At 36.7% G+C, this 21913-nt stretch carries 19 protein-coding genes; 4 read left to right on the plus strand and 15 right to left on the minus strand.

Going from position 1 to position 21913, the window contains the following annotated elements; translation table 11 throughout:
- Positions 1 to 10: 10 nt before the first annotated feature.
- The 7 genes from lpdD to EGT49_RS07495 form a co-directional block, all read right to left on the minus strand.
- On the minus strand, positions 11 to 418 hold the full coding sequence (gene lpdD / locus EGT49_RS07465) for a prenylated flavin chaperone LpdD (protein ID WP_135373042.1): 408 nt from the start codon (positions 416 to 418) through the stop codon (positions 11 to 13).
- Positions 418 to 990: a UbiX family flavin prenyltransferase gene (locus EGT49_RS07470; protein WP_135373044.1), complete on the minus strand. Its 573-nt coding sequence runs from the start codon at positions 988 to 990 to the stop codon at positions 418 to 420. Before EGT49_RS07470 ends, lpdD begins: the two co-directional genes overlap by 1 nt.
- A 12-nt stretch (positions 991 to 1002) precedes the next feature.
- A complete protein-coding gene (locus EGT49_RS07475; RefSeq protein ID WP_135373046.1) occupies positions 1003 to 2478 on the minus strand; it encodes a UbiD family decarboxylase in 1476 nt (491 codons plus the stop codon).
- A 100-nt stretch (positions 2479 to 2578) separates the two neighbouring features.
- Positions 2579 to 3961, minus strand: a complete 1383-nt coding sequence (locus EGT49_RS07480; protein WP_246013818.1) for a subtype B tannase — start codon at positions 3959 to 3961, stop codon at positions 2579 to 2581.
- Between the two features lie 61 nt (positions 3962 to 4022).
- Positions 4023 to 4892, minus strand: a complete 870-nt coding sequence (locus EGT49_RS07485) for an AraC family transcriptional regulator (protein ID WP_135373048.1) — start codon at positions 4890 to 4892, stop codon at positions 4023 to 4025.
- A complete protein-coding gene (locus EGT49_RS07490) occupies positions 4889 to 7189 on the minus strand; it encodes a UvrD-helicase domain-containing protein (RefSeq protein WP_135373050.1) in 2301 nt (766 codons plus the stop codon). Before EGT49_RS07490 ends, EGT49_RS07485 begins: the two co-directional genes overlap by 4 nt.
- The gene (locus EGT49_RS07495; protein ID WP_135373052.1) at positions 7165 to 8064 is read right to left on the minus strand and encodes a LysR family transcriptional regulator; all 900 of its coding nucleotides are present in this window, start codon (positions 8062 to 8064) and stop codon (positions 7165 to 7167) included. Before EGT49_RS07495 ends, EGT49_RS07490 begins: the two co-directional genes overlap by 25 nt.
- 112 nt (positions 8065 to 8176) lie before the next feature.
- Here EGT49_RS07495 and EGT49_RS07500 point away from each other — a divergent pair, with 112 nt between their 5' ends.
- Together EGT49_RS07500 and EGT49_RS07505 are read left to right on the plus strand one after the other, a co-directional pair.
- Positions 8177 to 8905 (plus strand): DUF554 domain-containing protein, encoded by a 729-nt coding sequence (locus EGT49_RS07500; RefSeq protein ID WP_135373054.1) that lies wholly within the window; start codon positions 8177 to 8179, stop codon positions 8903 to 8905.
- A 57-nt stretch (positions 8906 to 8962) separates the two neighbouring features.
- Positions 8963 to 9772 (plus strand): HAD family hydrolase, encoded by an 810-nt coding sequence (locus EGT49_RS07505; protein ID WP_167849786.1) that lies wholly within the window; start codon positions 8963 to 8965, stop codon positions 9770 to 9772.
- 328 nt (positions 9773 to 10100) lie between these two features.
- Here EGT49_RS07505 and EGT49_RS07510 read toward each other — a convergent pair whose 3' ends face one another.
- The 6 genes from EGT49_RS07510 to EGT49_RS07535 form a co-directional block, all read right to left on the minus strand.
- Positions 10101 to 12398, minus strand: coding sequence for a nitric-oxide reductase large subunit (locus tag EGT49_RS07510; RefSeq protein WP_135373058.1), 2298 nt, complete (start codon positions 12396 to 12398; stop codon positions 10101 to 10103).
- Positions 12399 to 13099: 701 nt separating this feature from the next.
- Complete coding sequence (locus EGT49_RS07515; RefSeq protein ID WP_135373060.1) at positions 13100 to 14614, minus strand: glycoside hydrolase family 1 protein; 1515 nt, start codon at positions 14612 to 14614, stop codon at positions 13100 to 13102.
- Positions 14615 to 14625: 11 nt separating this feature from the next.
- Positions 14626 to 16491: a PTS beta-glucoside transporter subunit IIBCA gene (locus EGT49_RS07520; protein WP_135373062.1), complete on the minus strand. Its 1866-nt coding sequence runs from the start codon at positions 16489 to 16491 to the stop codon at positions 14626 to 14628.
- 13 nt (positions 16492 to 16504) lie between these two features.
- Positions 16505 to 17344: a BglG family transcription antiterminator LicT gene (gene licT / locus EGT49_RS07525; protein WP_135373064.1), complete on the minus strand. Its 840-nt coding sequence runs from the start codon at positions 17342 to 17344 to the stop codon at positions 16505 to 16507.
- Positions 17345 to 17585: 241 nt separating this feature from the next.
- Positions 17586 to 17780 carry a PspC domain-containing protein gene (locus EGT49_RS07530; RefSeq protein WP_135373066.1) on the minus strand — a complete coding sequence of 65 codons (195 nt, stop codon included), beginning with the start codon at positions 17778 to 17780 and terminating at the stop codon, positions 17586 to 17588.
- A 21-nt stretch (positions 17781 to 17801) separates the two neighbouring features.
- Complete coding sequence (locus tag EGT49_RS07535) at positions 17802 to 17987, minus strand: PspC domain-containing protein (protein ID WP_135373068.1); 186 nt, start codon at positions 17985 to 17987, stop codon at positions 17802 to 17804.
- Positions 17988 to 18163: 176 nt separating this feature from the next.
- On the opposite strand from EGT49_RS07535, the gene EGT49_RS07540 reads away from it, so the two are divergent.
- Entirely contained in the window at positions 18164 to 18835 is a 672-nt protein-coding gene (locus EGT49_RS07540; protein WP_135373070.1) for a L,D-transpeptidase, read from the plus strand.
- Positions 18836 to 18981: 146 nt separating this feature from the next.
- On the plus strand, positions 18982 to 20316 hold the full coding sequence (locus EGT49_RS07545) for an RNA-guided endonuclease InsQ/TnpB family protein (protein WP_425456259.1): 1335 nt from the start codon (positions 18982 to 18984) through the stop codon (positions 20314 to 20316).
- Between the two features lie 202 nt (positions 20317 to 20518).
- Here EGT49_RS07545 and EGT49_RS07550 read toward each other — a convergent pair whose 3' ends face one another.
- Both EGT49_RS07550 and EGT49_RS07555 read right to left on the minus strand, forming a co-directional pair.
- Entirely contained in the window at positions 20519 to 20944 is a 426-nt protein-coding gene (locus tag EGT49_RS07550; RefSeq protein ID WP_135373072.1) for a hypothetical protein, read from the minus strand.
- Between the two features lie 72 nt (positions 20945 to 21016).
- On the minus strand, positions 21017 to 21835 hold the full coding sequence (locus tag EGT49_RS07555; protein WP_135373074.1) for a helix-turn-helix domain-containing protein: 819 nt from the start codon (positions 21833 to 21835) through the stop codon (positions 21017 to 21019).
- Positions 21836 to 21913: the final 78 nt, after the last annotated feature.

Consider the following 21913-nt stretch of genomic DNA (forward strand, 5'->3'; position numbering starts at 1 on the left):
TCTGACTATTTTACTGTGAATTTTCCGAATCACGATAATAAATTGGAGCTGGCACATCAAAATCGGTCGTCTGTAACCAAGTCTTGATTTGTTCGCCTAAGTTTTGCGCCATCGACGAAGACACAGCAATTTGCTTTTTGGAAATATGGTTCACATGAACGCCGGCGGTTATCGTGCAACTGCCTGGTAACTGACTTTGAATCACTTTCCCAACCCGTTTGGCTAAAACGTCGTCTTTATGGAATCTGCCATCGTGGCTGGGATAACGAATGGTTTGCAAATCTGAATCCTTGGTCAAAGTCGTCACGGTTCCAATATGAGGGTTATCGCCACCAGTAATGGCAATGAATAAATCTTTTCCGATAACTTCCACATTGGCCACCATCGTATAATTTTCTTCGGTAATTGAGAATTTCATTAGATACCCTCCCAACGTCCGCCAATTTCGTTGTCAATTCTTAATGCATCTAGTTCTTTCATCGTTTGATGATCGACTAAATCTTGAATGGTTTCTGGATGGTTATAAAAGGCTGGAATTGGTGGAATCATTTGGACACCCATTTTCGACAGCTTAGTCATATTTTCTAAGTGAATCGTATTCAATGGTGTTTCTCTTGGTACCATGATCAATTTACGTTGTTCTTTTAAGGTCACGTCAGCGGCTCGGGAAATCAAATTGTCACCGATACCGACAGCGATACTAGCAACAGTCTTCATGCTGGCAGGAACGATGATCATCCCATCAGTTAAAAATGATCCACTGGCGATTGTCGCACCTAAGTCACTGTCACTGTAAAAGTAATCAGCCAACTCTTTAATATCAGCTAAAGACAGATCAGTTTCCAGTTGTAAGTTTTTCTTCGCCCAACCACTGAAAACAACGTGTGTCTCAACATTGTCGATCGATTTTAACTTTTTCATCAAATCGATTGCATAAATTGTACCTGAGGCACCGGTCACTCCGATGACGATTTTTCTTTTCCGAGTCATGCTCACACTTCCTTATTTTAAATATTTTTGCCAATCATCGACTTCTTTAAATGAAGCCCGGATGAATTGGTCTTTCATATCAAATGGTACGGTACCATCGATAATTGTCTTCGAGCTCATACCACGAACACGGATGGATTTAGGATCGTATTCAGGTCGTTCGGAAGGATCAAGTGGGTGATTTCTCATTCCAGGTAACACCATAATATCTTTGTCCCCTTGGAACCTAGTATTCATTGTCCAAACGACATCATTCATATCAAAAATATCAACATCTTCATCAACCAAGAAGACGGTCTTTAATTCCTTGAAAGCGGACAAGGCTAAGATAGCAGCTTGTCTTTGGATCCCTTCATCAGCCTCATTATCCTTGTGGATTTGCATAATAGTCATCAACTTACCACCACCTGCTGGAGGATTATATACGTTGACAACTTTTCCAGGAATCGCCTTGTCGACTAATTCGAGGATACTTGCTTCAGTCGGAATTCCGGCCATCGAAACATGCTCTTCACTAGGTCCGATTGTTGTTTGCATGATAGGATTATCTTTTCGGTGCGTGATGGCTTTAACTTTGACAACATTAACTGCTGGATTAGCGTCACCATTATAACCTGGGAACTCAGGCATAGCTTTGCCAGTGTTAGTATTAATATCCTCTTGCATAGTTTGATTAGGCATGATCTCAGCTTCAATTACGAACTCAGCTCTAGCAATCGCCTTTTCATCGATCGTTTTGGCAGCGACTAATTGCACAGCTTGATTACGCAAAGCACCCGCAATATTCAACTCGTCATAGCCAAGTGGAGTTGTAGGTGGCTCAAAAGTTGCCCCGATGGTAATAGCAGGGTCCAAACCAATGTTGATCGTGATTGGCATTGGCTTATTCAACTTTTCAAATTGTTTTTGGAAATGTCCAATGTGACGACCACCAGGCATGATGTACATCCCAATCGTATCTTTATCTTCCAAAACCATGCGATGAATTGTCACATCAGTCATCGTCTTATCAGGATCTGAACCTAAAACTAAGCCCATAGTAATGTAAGGACCGGCATCGTATTCAGTATTAGTTGGTGCTGGTAAAATTTTTCTAATATCAAAATCTTTATCAGTTGCTTTATGCACAACTTCTTGAACAGGAGCTTCGTCAGAATTTACTACTACTGGGGCAACTGGATGTTCAACTGAATCCTTTAACAAGCGGCCCAAAGTTTTGTAGTCATGATGTAAAATCAAACCGTCACGCTTACGACTAGCCATCGCACCGATAAATACTCGTGAGCCCGGGAAACCTTTGACATTGTTAAACATCATCGCAGGTCCTTCTTTGGTTGGACGCTTAACCGTACCACCGGCACCGATGTAGCGGTAAACTCCAGAAAGTTCTGCATCAGGATCTACTTCAACATCAGTTTCATGATATTGACCAGGTGCTTGTTTTAATTCATCAATAACTTTTCTTAAATCATATAGTTGCTCAGACATTGTTTGCCCTCCTCTTTCTTATCAGTGATCATTATAGGGGTGACAACATTGGTGGAACAATTCAAGTTAACTAAAAAAGCATTCCATAATGGAATGCTTTTTATTTGGCACAAATTTTATCGATCCAACTGAAGAGATCACGTAAATCATAATCCCCACTGTGCGGCGTATTCCAAGGCATGGCAAAATCAACTTGATAACCGGCATTTTTCAAAGTCGTCGCCAAAATCACCGGAATAGCAAACGAAGTATCACGATCACTTGCCCCATGACGAATCCGCCAATATTGAGCAGTTTTCGCTTTTCCAATGTAAGTCAGCGGATTAACAGCTTTTACCGTCTTTTCATCAGCCAGTTGTGAAGTAACTTTTGAGTGCTCTTGGGAGAAAGTAGTGAAGTGCTTACTGTCAATTGTCCCATCACCGAACAAATTAGGCTCTGGATTCTTCATTTCTAAATCATCAAAAGCCGGAACACTCTTCATTCTAGTAATGAAATGTAAATACTTTGACCAATCTAAATCAGTCACTACCTCATTTTCTACTTTGACACCAGAATCTTTTGAAACAGCCTTACCTTCATCAAGTGCTTTTTGAGCTGATTGCTTAATAAAGTATTTTACGTAATTTAAAAATGAACCTTGTCCATCATTATCTAAAGTGAGCTCTGTTTGATCAACCGTTAAATGTAAGGAATTCAGATAAGTAATGAATTCTTGTTTCAATTCAGCAGACATCTCCATTTCTTCAGGAGTAAAGGTTCCGGTCGCATCTTCAAAAACCGGTGGCTGTCCGGGTGCACCATCTTTAACAAAAATTTTTCGTTGCCAAGTATTAATACCGCTAAATTCCCACTCATAAGCGGCATCCGCGTTTTCCAAGTTATGGATTGGGCAGTAAACACTAGCTGCAAAGATCTTGTCTGATTCAGTTGCCGCACCAAGATTTTTTAAGAATGGCTCAAAGTACGCATCGTCTCCAGAAGTCCCAATCGCAGCCGAAGTGGCACCGCCAGCACTCGTCCCATTAGTAATAATTTTGTTCGTATCACCAGGAATTAAATCCTGATTATGTCTGATGTAACGAATCGCTGCCTTCATATCGACTAAAAAAGCAGGGGCTTTTCCAATATTTTCCCCCTCAGCTGTCAACGTTCGCCCACGTAAGCCAGCTGAAATCACCACATAACCGTGGTTTAATGCAGCAATGATAGTCTTTTGACTACTAGGATAAGTTTTATTTCCCGGATAATCTCTAGGACCGGGCATATAACCACCAATCGTATTGGGCATAAAAATCGGGGCCGTATCTTTGTCGTAACCATTAACGATTCCCTCGTGAAAATATGCCAGTGGGACAAAAATATTCAACTTTTGAATTTCTGAAACCGGCTTTTCAACATAAGTTACATCCCGAAATTCCCGATATAACAAGCCTGTTTCTAATTTCTGATCATCAAATTTACTCTCATCTAGTCTTAACATAGCTACCTCCAATTGACTTCAGTCTACTGAAATTCTTCAGAGATAAAAATGCCATTTTAGCTTAAAAAATGTCAAATCCTGCTTTTTGCTGTTCTAATTTATACTGATACGGAGTCATCCCCAGATTCTTTTTAAAGGCCGTATTCATCGCTTTAACATTGCTGAAACCGGTTTTTAGGGCAATCCGGGTCATAGTCAAATCAGTATTTTGAATAGTTTGTCGAGCATGTGCCAAACGAATACCCGTTAAATACGCTTGTGGTGTCTGACCGGTTATTTGTTTAAAAAGATGGCTAAAATAGCTTTTCGACAATTTTACTTGTTCAGCTAAGTCTTCAAGTTTGACTTGATACATATAGTTGTCACCTAACCATTCGAGTGACTGTTTAATGTAGTCGATACGATTACTAGCATAATTGTTAAAAGCTAATTTATCAGGTTGCGAAAAATCTTTGAATAAGACTCCCAAAATGGCGTAAACTAAGCCAATTTTTTCCGTCCGCAAAAAGGTATCATCCTCACAGCGTAAAATTTTAGTCAGTTCGTCAAAGAGATTGACTAAAAATAAATAGCGTTGATCACTAGGTTCAAAAATCCGATTCTGAATTCGAAAATCAAATTTATTTATATTCAATTTATCTAACAACGCCAAAGGAATCATCAAAGTTATCGCGATACGCTTTTCATCTTTCGGCAATGTCAATCCGTGAACTTGATAAGGATTGACACAGACAATTTCACCTTTTTTTTGGTTAAAGGTCTTTCCGTCAAGATAGAAGTTTTGATTTTGACTATTCACAACATAGTCGATTTCATACGTATCATGCCAATGAGGCAAAATCATTTGTTTATTGGGATTGGTCTGCAGACGACAGCCAAACGGCAATCGTTGGTCATTAGGGACGACCATTTCAAATTTTTCTTCTGTCATTTTTTCTTCTTTTTAGGCAATTCCAAATCAAATACTAACGGGTTGGAATCTGGCGCTATTCTTAAATTCAACTCTTTTTGAGCTCGCGTGACACCAACATACAAGAGTCTTCTCTCTTCTTCAATAAAGGCAGAATAGTTTTCGATTTCTTGATAGAGATCATAAAACATTTGGAACTCTTGATTTTTCTTCAAAGTCTTGTCCAAATTAATCGGATTGAAGGCATTATTATTTGTGATATCACGGTATTTTTCAACGTGGGCCGACTTTAACGCGTTCTCTAAAAATTGGAAATTGTGATTATAAACTAATTTCCACTTAGCAATGAATTTATCCATCGCCATTTCTGGTGGGAACCAAGAATTCAACACTTTACTAGACCGGTCGACTTCTTTATCAGTCAAACCGTACAAGTAAACATATTTGAATTCCAATCCCTTAGCCTGGTGCAAAGATAGAAATTGGATACGGTTATCTTGAACTTGTCTAGTTCGAGTTGTCAGAATCGTCTTTTTATCTTCTTCAGCCTTGAAGAAATCATCGATATTTTGATACTTCTCTAACTCTTCTTCGAGATACTTCTTAATATCGTTGACTTCATTTTTCGACATGAAATTCTTTTCTTCCATGTAATCAAAATAGCGGTCAGTCAATTTATTCGCTGCCTTGTACAAATCTTTGATCAGACTTTTACCCAACTTCTGTTTTTTCTCTGGATCGGTCGCTTCTAACATATTTTTTTTGAAACGTTGGACACTGTTGAAATAAACTTTGATTCGCTCATCGGTTCGTTTGTAAGGCGTATTAGTGGTGGCGTTGTAGTCATTAGCTAGTTGGAAAAATTGGCTGAGTTTTTCAGGAGCTTGATTTTTGATGACCTTTTGCGTGTGATCTTTATAAGCCCGAAAGCCAATTCGGTTCGCTTGATTACTGAAATATTGATAATTGTCCTCCCAGAGCGATTTCATCAATTCAGTGATAATTTTGTAGACGATATTATTTTGCAAAATCGCCCCAATATTGTTGATATCGGCATAAATATTTTGATTAGCCAACCAGTCAGCTAAAAGCATCCGTGAAGAATTGTAACGAACTAAAATAGCAATATCGTCGTCGTTGATTTGAGGGTCATTGATCTGTTTAACTAAGCGACGCAACATCTTTGAGTCACCACTAAAGCCAGATTTCTTCGTACTGTAAAGAATGAATTTGCCCATATCTTTTTTACCTGACAACAATTCTTTATCGAGTCGAACGTGATTTTTTTTAATTAAAGGAATGACCCGTTTCAAAATCTTTTCACCAGTTCGATAATTAGTCGAAAGATTGTGCTTTTGGGCATCGGGTAAGAGTTTCTTGTAATTGAGAATAAACTTGGGATTACTGCCTCTAAAGGAATAAATACTTTGATCATCGTCACCAATCACGATCAAGCGTTTCAAGGTTTCTGGACTCAACAATTGAGAAATAATTTTCCACTGCAAGTTGTCGATATCTTGGAACTCATCAATTACCGCAATTTTGAAGCGTGACATGATTTGTTGATAATACTGTAAATACTGCTTGTTTTGCATACTCTCTAGCAACAATAATTTCATATCGTTGAAGTCGATGTAGCCATTTTCTCGTTTCAAAGTTTGATACTTTTTAATCACATCGACATAATCAGCAAAGAAATCCTCGCTGTGATTTTGACGTGAGTATTGCCCCATGACTTTGACTGCTTCTGTCAGGTTTTTGGCACCTTTAGGTAAAACTCCGTCGGTCGTCAAATCTTGATTGATCATGTAGTCGTTTAAATCAAACATTTCTGCCAACATTTCGTCTTTAGTGATGATGTTACTAGGATGTTTGATAGTGTCGGACAAATCACGAATGAACAAGCGATACGAGGTCAAAACTTTGGCACTGCGATATTCAGGATTCTGCAACAGTAGTTGATAAAAAAGCGCATGAAAAGTTGTGAATTTAGGATGGCCAACATTGAGGTTTAAACCAGAATCAGACAAACGTCGGACAAAATTTTGGTAGCGTTCCCCCATGTCGATCTTTGATTTATGAGAAAAAGTTATCCCCAGGATTTCCTCTGGTGCCACTTTTTCTTCGGCTATTGCAATCAGTGCCATCAAAATAAAAATTGTCGTCTTCCCCGAACCAGCACAGGCGTTGACTAATAATGGTTTGGTAAAGTCATTTTCTAAGATAGCAACTTGTTCATCAGAAAACTGCATCTTCAAGCCAGATTCCATCAAGTCGATTATTTGTTTAGTTGTTAATTGGATTTTTGAATCCCCCAATCTACATTTTTTTGAACATACCGCCAAAACATCTCATTAGCGCTCGAATGTTGTCCTCGAACTCGAATAAAACTGAGATTATTTTTGACATTGTCGGTTAACGGTACCATGACAAAATCACTACTGTCGAATTTTTCCGCCGTCTTTTTCATCATCAGTGAAACGCCGAGATTGTTTTGAACCATCTGCATAATTAAATCAACTCGCGTTCCTTCATAAGTGATCTTAGGCTTGAAACCCGCCTTTTGGCAAAGTTTAATAACCGGTTGATATAAGTTGGTGCTGGGCCCTAAGATCATGAACTGGTCATTTTTTAATTGCACTAGATTTAACTTCTTTTCATTCGCTAGTGGGTGTTGTTTAGGTAGCACTGCCACAAAATCATCAGCTTCCATAACGATTCTTTCTAAGTCCGAATCGTCAAAGTCAAAAGTTCTCGCAAAAATGATTTCACACTTACCGGCTTTTAACGAAGTCACTAAATTATAGCTTTCCTCTTCTTGCAGCTGCATGTGAACTTCGGGATGCTTTTGGAGAAATTTAGTTATCAGCGTGAAACTTTCATAACTCGGCATGGTCGGAATCGTGTGCATTTCAATCGTTAAATTCTTGGCAGCCTGGAATTCGTTGAGTGAATTCTGTAAATCAGTGTACTCAGCAATCATTTTTTTGGCGTACGGTAAGGCAATTTCTCCTTGTGGCGTCAATTCAATTTTGCGATGAGCGCGCTTGAACAATGATACACCAAGTTCTTTTTCCAAGGCTATGACCTGTTTGGAAATATTACCTTGAGTCGTGAAGAGATTCTCGGCTGTGTCGGTATAATTGAGCGTTTTCGACAAATCGACAAAAATTTTTAACTTGTGTAAATCCATGACTGCCACCTCATATTCCATTTTAGAATACTATATCATATTTTTTGAATTGTTAATGACGCTTCGCCAATCTAAAGTAGGATGCATTGAGTATTGAAAGGGGTATTACATTATGCCAACAGGCGTTATTATCAATGCGGCCTCCGTTTTATTTGGGGGCCTTTTAGGTGGATTTATGGGCAATAAATTTACCGAACAATTCAAAAATGACATCACGCTTATCTTTGGTGTCTGTTCCATGGGTATGGGTATTTATTCCATTGCTCCAATGAAATATATGCCGGCTGTTATTTTTGCACTCGTAATCGGAACCGGAATTGGCCTTTGGATGCACTTAGGTCAATGGATCAACAAAGGTGCTGTTGAGATGCAAAAACCAATTTCTAAACTTTTCCCTAATGCTAAATCCGACATGTCACACGAAGATTTCGTTAACACATTAGTTACCGTTATCGTACTCTTTTGTGCTAGTGGAACGGGTATTTACGGAAGTTTGGACAATGGGATGACTGGCGATACAACGATTCTGATTTCAAAATCTGTTTTGGACTTCTTTACTGCCGCAATCTTTGCCTGCAACTTAGGTTACGTGGTTTCAATCATTGCGATTCCACAATTTATTCTCTTTTACATTTTGTTCTTATTAGCACGTTTTATTTTCCCACTAACAACACCAAACATGATTTTAGACTTCAAAGCCTGTGGTGGATTCCTGATGCTAGCGACCGGCTTTAGAATGGTCAAACTCAAGATGTTCCCAATTGCTGACATGATACCGGCGATGGTCATCATCATGCCACTCAGTTGGATCTGGGCAAACTGGTTCTTACCCTTGCTCTAGAGTTTTAAATAACAATTAGTTTATAATGATATATAAATATATATTAGGAGAACTAATTTGAATAATATTACTGAACCTAAAATTAAACTTATCGCAACTGATATTGATGGAACTTTGTTTGATTCCAATCACGCATACAACGTTAAGCGTTTGAATGAATATATCGCTAAATTACATCAAAAAAACATTAAATTTGCCGTCGCTAGTGGTAACAACTTCAGCCATATGGATGAAGTCTTCGCCGAAGCTAAAGGCATCGATGCACTAGTCGCTGAAAATGGTGCCCAGATTTTAGTCGATGGTAAAACAATTTTCGAAGATACTTTAGACCTCGACCAATTGATTGAAATTAATCAAGAATTCAACCAACAATTGGATCTGATCAGCCTCTGTTTCTCCGGTGTTAACGGCACTTATGTCGAGTACGATTCACCACAAACTAACGATTATTACATTAATAATTTAGTTCGAGTTGATAAAATTGCTGACATCGACGATAAAATTTTCAAAATGAACATTCGTATCGCCGACGACCAATTAGATCCAGCAGTCGATTTTATCAATCAAAAATTTGGCGACCAAATTCATGCTGCTGTCAGCGGTTTTGGCAGCATCGACATCATTGCCCAACACATTTCAAAAGCCACCGGTTTAAAAAAATTGTGTGATTTCTATGACATATCCTTAGACAATGTCGTTTCCTTTGGTGATAACGGCAATGATCTTGAAATGCTTGAGGAATCTGGCATTGGCGTCGCAATGAAGAACAGTGGCAACCACATTAAACAATCAGCCGACATGGTTTCAGTGACTGATAACGATGACGATGGTGTTTTGAATACTATCGCTGAACTAGTTGAATTATAGAGAGCGGGACAGGACATGGTCAACTCTCGAGCATTAAGGCAAATAAGCCCAGGTAATCAAAGTGCGATTACCTGGGCTTATTTGTTTTGAGCGCAAAGTTTATGTCCTGTTCCGCGTTTATGCTGCAAATTTAGGAGTAAAAAGTAGTTATGTCCTAACCTCTATTTGTTAATATTCAAAAGTTGACCATGCTAGGTCTGACTGAAACGAGTTACACAAGAGCAACTCCCTCCGAGATAACAAAATTTCAGGAATCACTCGTGAAGTGCGACGAGCAATTCCTGAAATTACGTTATCCTCCGGGAGCTGAACGCTCTTGTTTCACTCTCTACTTAATATCATAATCAACCGGATTAATTTCTTTTGAAGCTGTCTTCAAGTGGAACATTGCTCTGAAGAAGACAACCAATAAAATAACTACCCCAACAGTGAAAATAATATCGGGCACTGCTCTAGCAATTGTTAAACCAGTTTCTAGTGGTTGACGATAGAAACTAATTTGTCTAGCATGCCAATAACCATTTTCAAGGGCGTCTTTGAGTTGTAGATAACCTAATGGCATCAAAGTGATGAAGACCATGCCGGCCAAACCTACATTCATCGTAATGCAGGCCCATTTGATCCACTTCTCAACTTTTGCTGTCCAAAAACGAGTTTCAGTTAAATGTCTGATGGCAAATAACATGATAGCAACAGAGAAGAAACCATAAACACCCGCCATTGAAGCATGAGCATGAGCTGATGTCCATTGTGTTCCGTGTTCGAAATAGTTGATAGCTGGAGCATTGATCAAGAATCCTAAAGCACCAGCACCTAAGGCATTCCATAAACCAGTGGAAACTAAGAACATGAAAGTACCTTTATATGGGAATCCTTGATGACTATCTTTATAGACACGGTAATGTGTATAAGCTTCCCAAACTAACAAACAGAGTGGAATTACTTCCAGAGCCGAGAAACAAGCTCCCAAGGCTAACCAGATCGAGTGGTCACCTTCCCAGAAGTAATGATGTCCCATACCAACGACACCAGTTCCAAGTAGTAAAATCAATTGGAAGTACAAAGCTCTGATAGTTGATTTAATAGTCGTCAATTTCATGTCGACCATCAAGTAACCAATCAAAATAACCGCAAATGATTCGAAGATTCCTTCAACCCACAAGTGAACGATCCACCATCTCCAATAATCAGCAAAAGTGACGTGCGAATTTGGCAGAATAAACAGTGACGCTAGATAGAAAGCAGGAATTGCAATTGAACCAATGATCAATAATTGCAACAGTCTGGAACGATGAAGATTCTTTTTAACTTTAATCGCTGGTACAAAACCACGCAACATAATGAGAATCCATAAGAACATCCCAATGATAAAGAGAATTTGCCAGAATTTACCCATTTCGGCGTATTCCCATCCATAGTGACCAAAGATCCACCACTTACCATTGATAAAGCCAAGTGTTGATCCCCACTCACCTAACATTGAACCACCAACAACGACGATCAAAGCCCAGAACAAAATATCAACCAAGATACCTTGACGTTTAGGTTCTCGACCGAGAACTCGTGGTGTGATATAAATACCAGTAGCTAACCAGGCAGTTGCAATCCAGAAAATAACTAATTGCAGATGCCAGGTTTTAGCTAGATTAAATGGCCAGATGTACTGTAATTGTAAACCGAAGAAAGTATCTTCAACGTAGTAATGTGACATCAATTCACCTAACAAGATCTGAACTAAAAACATTAGCATAACAATTAGGAAGAACTTGGCTGTTTTTCTCTGTGAGTTACTAATTGGTTCATCAGTTCGAATCTCTGGAATGTCAGCGTAAGACTCGTTGAATTGCATATCGAAATGATATTTCTTATAGAAGTAAATAACCACTCCCACACCGGCAACTAAGACTGCGACTGATAAAGCTGTCCAAACCATAGCTTCGCTAGTCATAATATTGCCTGCATCTAAATCATAAGGCCAATTATTTGTGTACGAGTATGTTTGATGTGGTCGATTAGTTGACGACAACCAAGCACCCCAGAAAAAGAAGTAAGTTAATTGGTCAATTTTGTCACCATTTTGCATGAAATCATCAGTATTATTGTGAATCATGTTTTCTGGCAGACCCGCTTCATGCGGATTATTTCTAAATTCATGTCGAAAATGTTTAGTCAAATGATTCAAACCAGCCACTTGTGCTGTCGTCAAAACCAATTGATCAGTTTTCGAATTGTAACGATTCTTACGAATTTCGTGTTTAACTTTTCCTTTAATCCCCGATTGTTTTTCAACACTTAAATCTTTGAAGTTAGTATTGTACTGCTTTTGAGCGTAATAATTTTGCATCCCCTGAATATAAACATGCAAAGATTGTGCTGTGTAATCAGGTCCGAAATAAGTACCATTTCCTAAATAAGAACCGTAATCAGTCAATCCATATTTCTCATAGACCGCTTGTCCGGAAAGTAGTTGCTTTTTAGTTACGATAGTAGTTCCTGACTCATCTACCATCTTAGAAGGTCGCGGTGCTTCGTTCTTAAAGATTAAAAATCCACCCGCAATCAAGATAGAAAAAGCGATTACTAGAACCCAAAGAAGCGTTCTATTCAGTCTTTTATAGACTTGCATTCGATCTCCCCCTGTAACAAAATTATGATCAATTGAATAATTTCAAAAAAAAAATAAACAAGACCACACTTTGAGTTTAGTACGCTTACATATAAATGTAAATAGTTTTCTATATATTACAATTATATTAAGTATATATTTTTATATATCAAAGCCAAAAAGTGGGAATTTATTACTAAAGATAATTCTAAAATAAACCTCGACTTAGAAAAGCAAATAAATGCAATTGTGGCGAAAAATGATTCCCTTGCTCCTGGATAATTCAGAACCGGACAAGGTGGCGTAAATATTGGTTCAAATGATTTTTTCACCCCTGACGACGTCGATTCTAGTAAAGAAAAAGAATTTCTAAATTCACTATTAACTAGCAAAAAGTCAGTTACCGAAATTTCCTTACGGTTAATGTATCACAACATGCGCGGTCAACTATTTTGGGATGGAAATAAACGTACTGCCACTTTAATTGCTAATAAATACATGATCGACAATGGTGCGGGACTTATTAACGTGCCATTAAATCTATGGCCAAAGTGGAATGAATTAATTAATACATATTACAGAACAGGAAAGATAGATGACATATTAGAATGGACTTATGAAAATGCTATTCAAGGTGTGAGTTTATAGTAATTTACGACAAAAAAATTGTACTAGTAGGATCAATAACCTATTAGTACAATTTTTTCTTTTAGAATTGAGAATCAAATAGATATTTTCCTTTGCTCGATTGCTTCTCCATTAAAAAGGGACACAGGAATTTCACTTCCATAAGATAATAAATTTTGATACCAATAATAACTATCTTTCTTAAATCGTCTATAACTACCATTACCATTGTCATCTAAATCCACATAGATCAATCCATATCGTTTAGACATTTGGTTTGAAGAAGCCGAAATCATATCAGTGGTTCCCCAAATACAATAACCCATTAACTCAATGCCATCATCTTGAATTGAAATAAGCATCTCTTTGATATGATCATTTAAATAACTGATTCTATAATCATCGTGAACTTTCCCATCGCAAGTTAATTTATCTTCGGCTCCTAAGCCATTCTCAACGATAAATAATGGCTTTTGATATCTATCATATAAATCAATCAATGATAATCGTAAACCAACCGGATCAATCTGCCATCCCCACTGACTTTCTTCCAAATACTTATTATAAACTCCAACGGTTCTATTAGCCTTTGTCACTTTCAACCCCTTAGTATCATATGCTGTACAAACTGAAGAGTAATAACTAAAGGCTATAAAATCTGCCGTGCCCTCTTTTAAGAGTTCTAAATCTTCTTTTTTAATATTCAATTTGATATTCTTATTCTTCAATTCCTTCAACAGAAATTTAGGATAAGATCCTCTAGCCTGAATATCACTGAAAGCATACACGTCTCGCATAGTTTCGGTTGCTTTTAATACGTTTTTAGGATCACTATTATATGGATAGACCATAGTTCTCGTAATCATACAGCCAACTTGTAAATCTGAATAATTATCATGACAATACTTCACTATTTTTGCTGAAGCAACAAATTGATTGTGCATTGCTTGATAGATTACATTTTCAAAATTTTGATTGGGAAATCTGTCCTCAACTAAGCCTGCCGAAGAGAATGGATGCCTAATAATACTGTCGATTTCATTAATTGGAATCCAATATTTTACATAATCATGTAAATAATCAATTACCGTTTTAGCAAATCTTTCAAAGTAATCGACAATTCTTCTGTCATACCACGAATCATAATTTAAGACTAGATTCAATGGCATCTCATAGTGCGACAAGGTCATTATCGGTTGAATATTATACTTTTTTAACTCTTTTACCACATTCAAATAATAATCTAAACCAGCTTGATTAGGTTCCAGATCATCACCATTTGGAAAAATTCTTGCCCAACTAATTGAAAATCTAAAAGCTTTAATTCCAGTTTCCGCTAATTGCTTAATATCATCACGATAATTATGATAAAAATTTACTCCATGTCTTTTAGCCCAATTTTTAGTTGAAGGGTCAGAAATAGCGCATTTAATTTCTTGACTATCAATAGTATTAATAGACTTATAATCTTTAGAATCAATATTTGGTCGATATCTTAAACAATCTGCAATTGACATCCCTTTGCCATCTTCATTCCAACCACCCTCTACTTGGTTGGCTGCTGTGGCAACTCCCCATAAAAAATCAGAATTCGTATGGTAATACTTCATAAAATCCTCCATTAAGCTAACATTAATAAATCATTGCTCATTGATACTTCTTTTTTATCTTCAGGGATTGGCAATACTTCCAAGAAATCCTTACTGTTCAAAACAATGACCATAACCGTTGGATCATATCCGGCTGACTTTATTCCTTCTAAATCAAATTTCAATAATTCTTGTCCTGCTTTAAATTCAGAACCCTTTTTAACTAAGGTTTCAAAGTACTTACCTTTTAATTCAACTGTATCAATTCCGATATGAATCAGAAGATCAGCATCATTGTCTAGATGTATTCCAATAGCATGACTAGTTTCAAATACCGCTGAAACAACGCCATCAGTTGGTGCAATGATTTTTCCCTCTTCTGGGACAACGGCAATTCCTTTTCCCATAATTCCACTTGAAAATGTTTCATCATTGACTTCATTTAAAGCCATAACTTGACCCTTAACTGGGCTCTTAATTGAATGCTTTTCAGTAATGGTTTTATCGGCTTTTTCTTTAGCTAGTTTTGTTGCTTCATCACTGACTGGATCGTCAAAACCAATAATCCATGTTGCGACAAATGTTGCAACACTAGAAATCAAAATTGTTGCAATGGCTAAAAAGACAAAATTCTCAGTCTTAGATACCCACATTGGCAAGCTCAAAAGTCCAGGGGTTACATAAACAAATGCTTTCATTTTCATAAATCCTGCGAATAATCCAGCAATTGCGCCACCAATCATAGCTCCATACATAGGCTTCTTTAGTTTCAAATTGACACCAAACATTGCTGGTTCTGTAATTCCACCTAGATAGGCAGTAACACTTGATGATAAAGCTAAACTTCTAAGTTTCTTATTTTTTGTTTTAACACCGACGGCCAAACTGGCTGCAGCTTGAGACATATTTGAACAAAGTGCTACAACTCTAATAATTGGATCAAACCCTTGTGTGGCAACTAATTGAATACTAATAGGACTCAAAGCTTTATGGATACCAATTGAAACTAACCATGGATACAATGCTGCTAACACTGGAATGGCGATGAATCCAGCATTGTTATATAAGAACATACTAATATCGGCAATTCCTTGAGAAATCATATTAGCAATCGGTCCGATGATTAAAAATGTCAATGGAGCAGTTATCAACATAATTAACATTGGTTCCGCAAAGACTTTTATCATTCCTGGTGTGATTTTCTTAACAAATTTTTCAATATAAGACATAATCCAGACTGATAAAATTGCTGGAATTAAAGTAGCTGAATATGATACTAAATTAACCGGCATACCCAAGAATGCAAAAGGTTTACCTGCCGCTACTAATGCTACCCAATTTGGATTAACTGTAACTAACCCAATGAATGCACCTAAAAATTGATTTGTCTTAAAGATTTTAGCTGCAGAAAATCCGATAAATGCTGGCATAAAGTAATAACCAGTATCAAATATCAAATTTAGCATGATATATGTTTGGCTTTTTTCTGACAAAATTCCTGACAAAGTCAGGACTAATAGCAAAACCTTTCCCATACCAGCTCCAGCTAGTAATGGGATAGCAGGGGCAATAGAGCCAGTAATTGTTCCAATGATTTTATCGAATAAATTTCGATTATCTTTACCGTCATCCTCGGAACTTGCATCATTATCCAAATCTAACATTTCGGCAAGCTCGTTATAAACATCTTCAACATTGTTTCCAATGACTAACTGATACTGACCAGCTTTTTTAACTAATTGTAAAACCCCAGTAATATTTTTTGCTTTCTCATCATCCGCTTTAGATTCATCCTTTAAAACAAATCTCAATCTAGTGGCACAATGAACAACGGATTTAATGTTTCCTTTTCCACCAACAGCTTGAATAATATCTTTATTCATTTGTTCATATTCCATATTATTTTCCCCTCTATTTTTCGGTAATTCTTGCAATATGAATTGTCATATATAATAATTCTTCATTATTTAGTTCGTAATTATAATTTTGTCTAATAAAATCTTTGATCTTTAATGCACATTCATAGGCTTCAATCTTTTTTCCTTTGATAATAGCCAACATTTCATTGCTTAAATCCCCGATAGATCTTGAATCATTTTGATACATCATATATTGCCAAAAGAATTTTAAATGTGTTACAAATCGGTTATAGTCAAGCGACTCTTTATCAATATCAATTGACATTTGATAAGTGACAATACTGGTAATCTTCTTGATAAATTTTATTACTTCTTGAAAATCATCCAACCTATTACCCAATTCACCACTAATTATATGAATAGCGATAAAACCTGCTTCATCTTCAGATAACTTAACCTTACATTCTTGATTGATAAGATCTAACGCCCACAATCCAATTGAAAATTCTTTTGGATAATAACTACGAATTTCCCAAAGAAATTGATTATTCAGGAATAAGCCTTCTTTGGCTCGATCAACACTGGATGATATGTGATCCGTCAATGCGATATAAACACTATCCGTAAGTTGAATATCATTATCGTTTTTAGTCTTATTGACAATCTTTTCGGCTATTCTGAAAAAACTAACTGGAATATCTTCAATCATATCCAAAATCAGCTTTTTATCGCCCTTACTTACAGGAACAAAAGTCTTATAGATTTTACTTTGATCTACCTCCTCGTTGAACTTTTTTCCATATGCAATACCTTTTCCTATAACAATTATTTCCTGGTGATTTTCATTGCGAGTAATAAATGCGTTATTATTCAAAATTTTCTTTATCTTCATAGCATCGCCCCCAATAAAATATTTTCCCATAAAAAAAGCCCACTCAGCCCGTTTAATTAAAAACGAACTAAGTGGGTTTTGTGTAGCGCCGTTACTTTGCTATTACAATCCCAGTAATATAATTGTTATTTCTTACAGGTTTGATGATAGCGCTTTCTAGATGAGGTGTCAATCACTTTTACAGCAAAAACAGCAGATAGTGCTTCTATCTGCTGTTTGTACGCGTGATTCCTATTAATCTTTATACTTGATCTGGTTTTTCCATCAATAGCCAAAGAACTAAATAAACTAAAATTCCTGGGAATATTGGTGTAAATGATAAAACTACGTACAAGACGCGGCCGATGGCGGGATTCCAGTCAAAGTGTTCACAGAGTCCTGCGACTACACCGCCTAAAATTTGATTATCTTTTGATCTTTTTACGGGAATGTGCATTTTTCTTACCTCCACTTTTAACTATTCAGGATTTTCCATTAACATCCAAAGGATTAAATAAGCGATGATACCAGGAACTGGTGTTAGTGAAAGAATTACCCATAAAACTCGAGCAATGGTTGGGTTCCATTGGAAATGTTCTGCCAATCCTCCGATTACCCCTGCAAAAACTTTGTCGCTGTTAGAACGTTTAATTGGAATATGCATAATTTACTTCCCCCTCTTTTATTGTTAATTACATAATAATTTATTTATGGATATAAGTACATCTAATTTACTTACATAAATCTTACATTAATGTCACATGAAGTATTGCAGTTGTGATAATGCAAAAAATTACGAAGTATGTATAATGGTTAGTATATTGATATTCGGGGGATTAAATGAATAAACGAGGGATTTATACAACTATTTTGGTAGCTCTAACGGTTATTGTTCTAGGTGCCGGGGGAATTTATTTAGCAACTAACAATAGTCAAAGTACTAAGGTTGAGGCTCAAGACCAAAAATCTAAGCCCAAGCCAAAGAAAAAAGCACCCAAAAAGAAAATTTCACAAATAGATAAAGACGACAAAGATATGGTACCACTCAAAAAATTCAAATATACCATGTCATCAGAAAAGAAAGCTTATCCAAACTTACAGGAACATCCTAATGCTTGGATCGACGTCGACATCACCACTCAACGAGTTTATATTATGGATGGTAAAACACAACTTTACGAAATGTACGCCTCGACCGGTGAAGATGACGCCACACCAAAAGGAACTTTCCACATCGAACCAGAACGTGGCGAATTCTTCTACACTAAGCCTTTGAAACTGGGAGCCTTTTACTGGGTATCATTCAAAGACCACGGCGTCTATTTATTCCATACCTCGCCAACTGACGTCCAAGGAAATTACGTCGAATCAATCGCTAAGACACTAGGCAAAAAGCCATCATCACACGGCTGCATTCACTTATCCACACCAGACTGCAAGTGGATCTACGAAAATGTGCCAACCAATATGACCGTCAAAATTCATGGAACTTTCAATGAAGCTAGGCGTTAATCCCTCGAATTCATTCGTGGGATTAACGCCTTCTTTTTATTATTAATTATTTGTTTTTTGATATCGAACTTCTTATATCACACCCTTATCGCGGGATTTTGAACACGTGTTCGTATATAATGAATCTATAAAGATAAGGGGGTGAAATGATGGAGAATAAAGCAAAATTTATGATGGGTTTGAAAATGAGAATCTATCCTAACAGAAAACAGGAGAGAATTTTCTGGAAGAATATCAATGCTTCTCGGTTTGTTTATAATAAGTTACTAGCTAACAGCTGGACTGACACGCCTGTTTACAAGAATAAGTTAGATGAATTGTATCCTATTCCGGAAAAATACTGGAAGTATAATAAAAATGGCAAATTACTTAAATCTAGTATAGTTCGTAAAACAGGATTAGCTCGGATCACCAAAGATAAGTACCCATGGTTAGGCGACAAGGATATTGATAGTGATATGGTCAATAATGCTCAAGTTGCCTATAAATCGGCCTGGAACTTATTTAATAAAGTACACAAATCTGGTACTCCAAAATTTAAACGCAAGTCTAATCCAAATCAAGGTTACAGGACTTCCAATCACTATAGCTCATCTGCTGTTAAGAAAAACGGTGGTGTTCCATCTTTATACAATGGATCAATCAAATTCCTAGATAATAAGCATATCAGATTACCTAAAGTTGGTCGTATCAAAGTGAAACTATCTAGAAATCTACCTAATAATCAATTGGTTAGAATAGCTACTGTTTCCATCAAACACTTGTCAACTGGAGAATGGTTTGTTTCCCTCCTGTTAAAAAGTGATGAACCATTTAAAAGACAACTTCCAAAGGCCAATTCACAAATCGGTTATGATTTAAATACTGAAAATTTCTTAACTGATAGTTACGGCAATACTATTGATAATCCTAGATTCTATCGTTCTATCAAAGGAAGATTAGCCAAGGAACAACGTAAGTTATCTCGAAGAGGTAGACGTGCTAAATCTGAAGGGAGAAAACTTTGGAAATCTAAGAATTATCAGAAACAACGAAAACTAGTAGCAAAACTCCACAGTAAAATAAGAAATCAACGTAAAGACTTCCTTCATAATCTCTCAACCGCACTTATCAAAAACCACGATTTGGTAGTTGGGGAGAATTTGAAGAGCAAGAATATGTCGAAAAATCATGCTTTAGCTATGTCTATTTCAGATGCCGGTTGGAGAACATTTATTGGTATGTTGGAGTATAAAGCTCCAATGTACGGTCGTACTTTCGTTGAGGTTGATCCAGCCTATACTACTCAACAGTGTAGTGAATGTGAGTTCAGAATGGGTACAGGGAATACTCATAAATTAACCCTAAAGGATAGAGAATGGACCTGTCCTAATTGCAATACTCACCATATTAGGGATTGGAACGCATCTAAAAATATCCTAGCAAAAGGCTTGATTGAATTAACTAAAACGTTAACTGAAGATAGTCCAATATATAGATAAATATATGGGCGTTTGGCAACTCACGTCCTAAGTTCTGGTAATTGGCGCATAAGACGTTATGATTCCGAGTGCTTAACGGCATGAGATATTGTAATGCGATGCTGTATCTGAATAAGTTGTGACCAGTAATTAAGTAGCGATAAGCTATTTAGTGAAGTTCACAAGCCACTGACTTTAGTCAGTGGTAGTTGACAGCATAATCTCACCTCAGGGTTGGATTTTTTTGTTCGGCCAAACGTTTCAAAGCCTGCAAATTCTGATTAAATGCGTGCTTAATTATGGGAGTAAATAAAGTCTCCGGAAAAATAAGTGTGTCGCTAGTAACAAAAAAGTTTTCACGCAACTCAATTTTTTCTAAATTTTCTAAAAAACTAAACTCCAAACGATACTCGATTCTCCCACCAGTACTGTCGTAAATCACTCGGTCATCTTCCTTAAAAACTCGGATCTCTTCGGCTTGATTGGCGGCTGGCTGATTTTGCTGAATCGCATAAGTCTGCGGCTTTATCTTTTCAATATTTGAAATAGCATAATTCCACTTGCTTAATTCAAAAGCGTTCAAGAGTAATTGCTCCAAATCAGCCTGGTTTGTTTGAATAAAAATAGAATTCGAAAAAAGTTTTTTCATAAGTACGCTCCTTAATTTGATAAGCATATCTTACGAAAAAACTTTTTCTTTTGAAAATCAGTATTCTGATATTTAGAAATCTTCAAAGACGCTTTCGCCGTACAATTCTGTGAACAAATCTTTTCTTTGGTTAGCAGCTAAACGTTCATCATCATTGTGAGCAACTTGGGCCAAACGGGCTAAAAGAAAATAACAGTTTGCCAACATGTAATGGGAATTGTGACGAGCAATGAATTCAATTCCATCAGCCAAATAAGCAGTCGAATTTTGATAATCATTCATTTTGAAGTAAATCAAAGCAGCCATGTAATAAAGAATATTTTGATTCTCTTCATAACTGAAAGCATCCCACTTCTGAAATGCCAAATCAATGTGCTTTGCAGCAAGCTTCTTTTGATTTTGCAGCGCAAAAATATAGGCCATTCCCATGTATGCCAGGCGAGCCAAAGTATTAGGATGTCGCGGATTAATTTGTGCCAGTGACAATTTGAATGACTGGATTGCTTCAAAAATTGCATTAGTCTGCAGTTGCGCGACGCCTAAATAATAATAGTAAGATTGAATTTGCAAATTTGTTTTGAGATTATTGAGCACTTTTTCTTGATTCAAAAATGCCTTCAGCTCTTGATATTGGTGGTTGTTACACAAATCATCTACTTGATCATTGAAGTTAGCTTTTGAACTAATTGAAAAATTAGTTGCCAAACTGATTTCATCTAGATTCACTTTTAATTTATTGGCTAAATTAATTAATAAAACTGAATTTGGTACATAGACATTGTTTTCAATTGCAGACAACATTGACTGTGCACAAACTCCCTCTGCCAACTCTTTTTGGGTCAAGTGTTTTTCTTTTCTTAACTCTCTAATTACCGTCCCTAAATCTTTCATGTTTTATCCCTGCTTTTTCTTATCACTATCTTAATTTTAAATGATAATTGGAAAAATGTGTTGGTTTTAGATGCAAAA

The sequence above is a fragment of the Companilactobacillus suantsaicola genome (genome assembly GCF_004745525.1).
In the GTDB taxonomy this organism is placed as follows: Bacteria; Bacillota; Bacilli; order Lactobacillales; family Lactobacillaceae; genus Companilactobacillus; species Companilactobacillus suantsaicola.

Bases quoted from the DNA above. Each gene is read 5' to 3' on its own strand.
- EGT49_RS07485 (WP_135373048.1), bottom strand. From the start codon at position 4,892: ATGACAGAAGAAAAATTTGAAATGGTCGTCCCTAATGACCAACGATTG.
- EGT49_RS07475 (WP_135373046.1), bottom strand. From the start codon at position 2,478: ATGTCTGAGCAACTATATGATTTAAGAAAAGTTATTGATGAATTAAAA.
- EGT49_RS07555 (WP_135373074.1), bottom strand. From the start codon at position 21,835: ATGAAAGATTTAGGGACGGTAATTAGAGAGTTAAGAAAAGAAAAACAC.
- EGT49_RS07550 (WP_135373072.1), bottom strand. From the start codon at position 20,944: ATGAAAAAACTTTTTTCGAATTCTATTTTTATTCAAACAAACCAGGCT.
- licT (WP_135373064.1), bottom strand. From the start codon at position 17,344: ATGAAGATAAAGAAAATTTTGAATAATAACGCATTTATTACTCGCAAT.
- EGT49_RS07495 (WP_135373052.1), bottom strand. From the start codon at position 8,064: ATGGATTTACACAAGTTAAAAATTTTTGTCGATTTGTCGAAAACGCTC.
- EGT49_RS07545 (WP_425456259.1), top strand. From the start codon at position 18,982: ATGATGGAGAATAAAGCAAAATTTATGATGGGTTTGAAAATGAGAATC.
- EGT49_RS07535 (WP_135373068.1), bottom strand. From the start codon at position 17,987: ATGCATATTCCAATTAAACGTTCTAACAGCGACAAAGTTTTTGCAGGG.
- EGT49_RS07510 (WP_135373058.1), bottom strand. From the start codon at position 12,398: ATGCAAGTCTATAAAAGACTGAATAGAACGCTTCTTTGGGTTCTAGTA.
- lpdD (WP_135373042.1), bottom strand. From the start codon at position 418: ATGAAATTCTCAATTACCGAAGAAAATTATACGATGGTGGCCAATGTG.
- EGT49_RS07540 (WP_135373070.1), top strand. From the start codon at position 18,164: ATGAATAAACGAGGGATTTATACAACTATTTTGGTAGCTCTAACGGTT.
- EGT49_RS07515 (WP_135373060.1), bottom strand. From the start codon at position 14,614: ATGAAGTATTACCATACGAATTCTGATTTTTTATGGGGAGTTGCCACA.
- EGT49_RS07530 (WP_135373066.1), bottom strand. From the start codon at position 17,780: ATGCACATTCCCGTAAAAAGATCAAAAGATAATCAAATTTTAGGCGGT.
- EGT49_RS07500 (WP_135373054.1), top strand. From the start codon at position 8,177: ATGCCAACAGGCGTTATTATCAATGCGGCCTCCGTTTTATTTGGGGGC.
- EGT49_RS07480 (WP_246013818.1), bottom strand. From the start codon at position 3,961: ATGTTAAGACTAGATGAGAGTAAATTTGATGATCAGAAATTAGAAACA.
- EGT49_RS07520 (WP_135373062.1), bottom strand. From the start codon at position 16,491: ATGGAATATGAACAAATGAATAAAGATATTATTCAAGCTGTTGGTGGA.
- EGT49_RS07470 (WP_135373044.1), bottom strand. From the start codon at position 990: ATGACTCGGAAAAGAAAAATCGTCATCGGAGTGACCGGTGCCTCAGGT.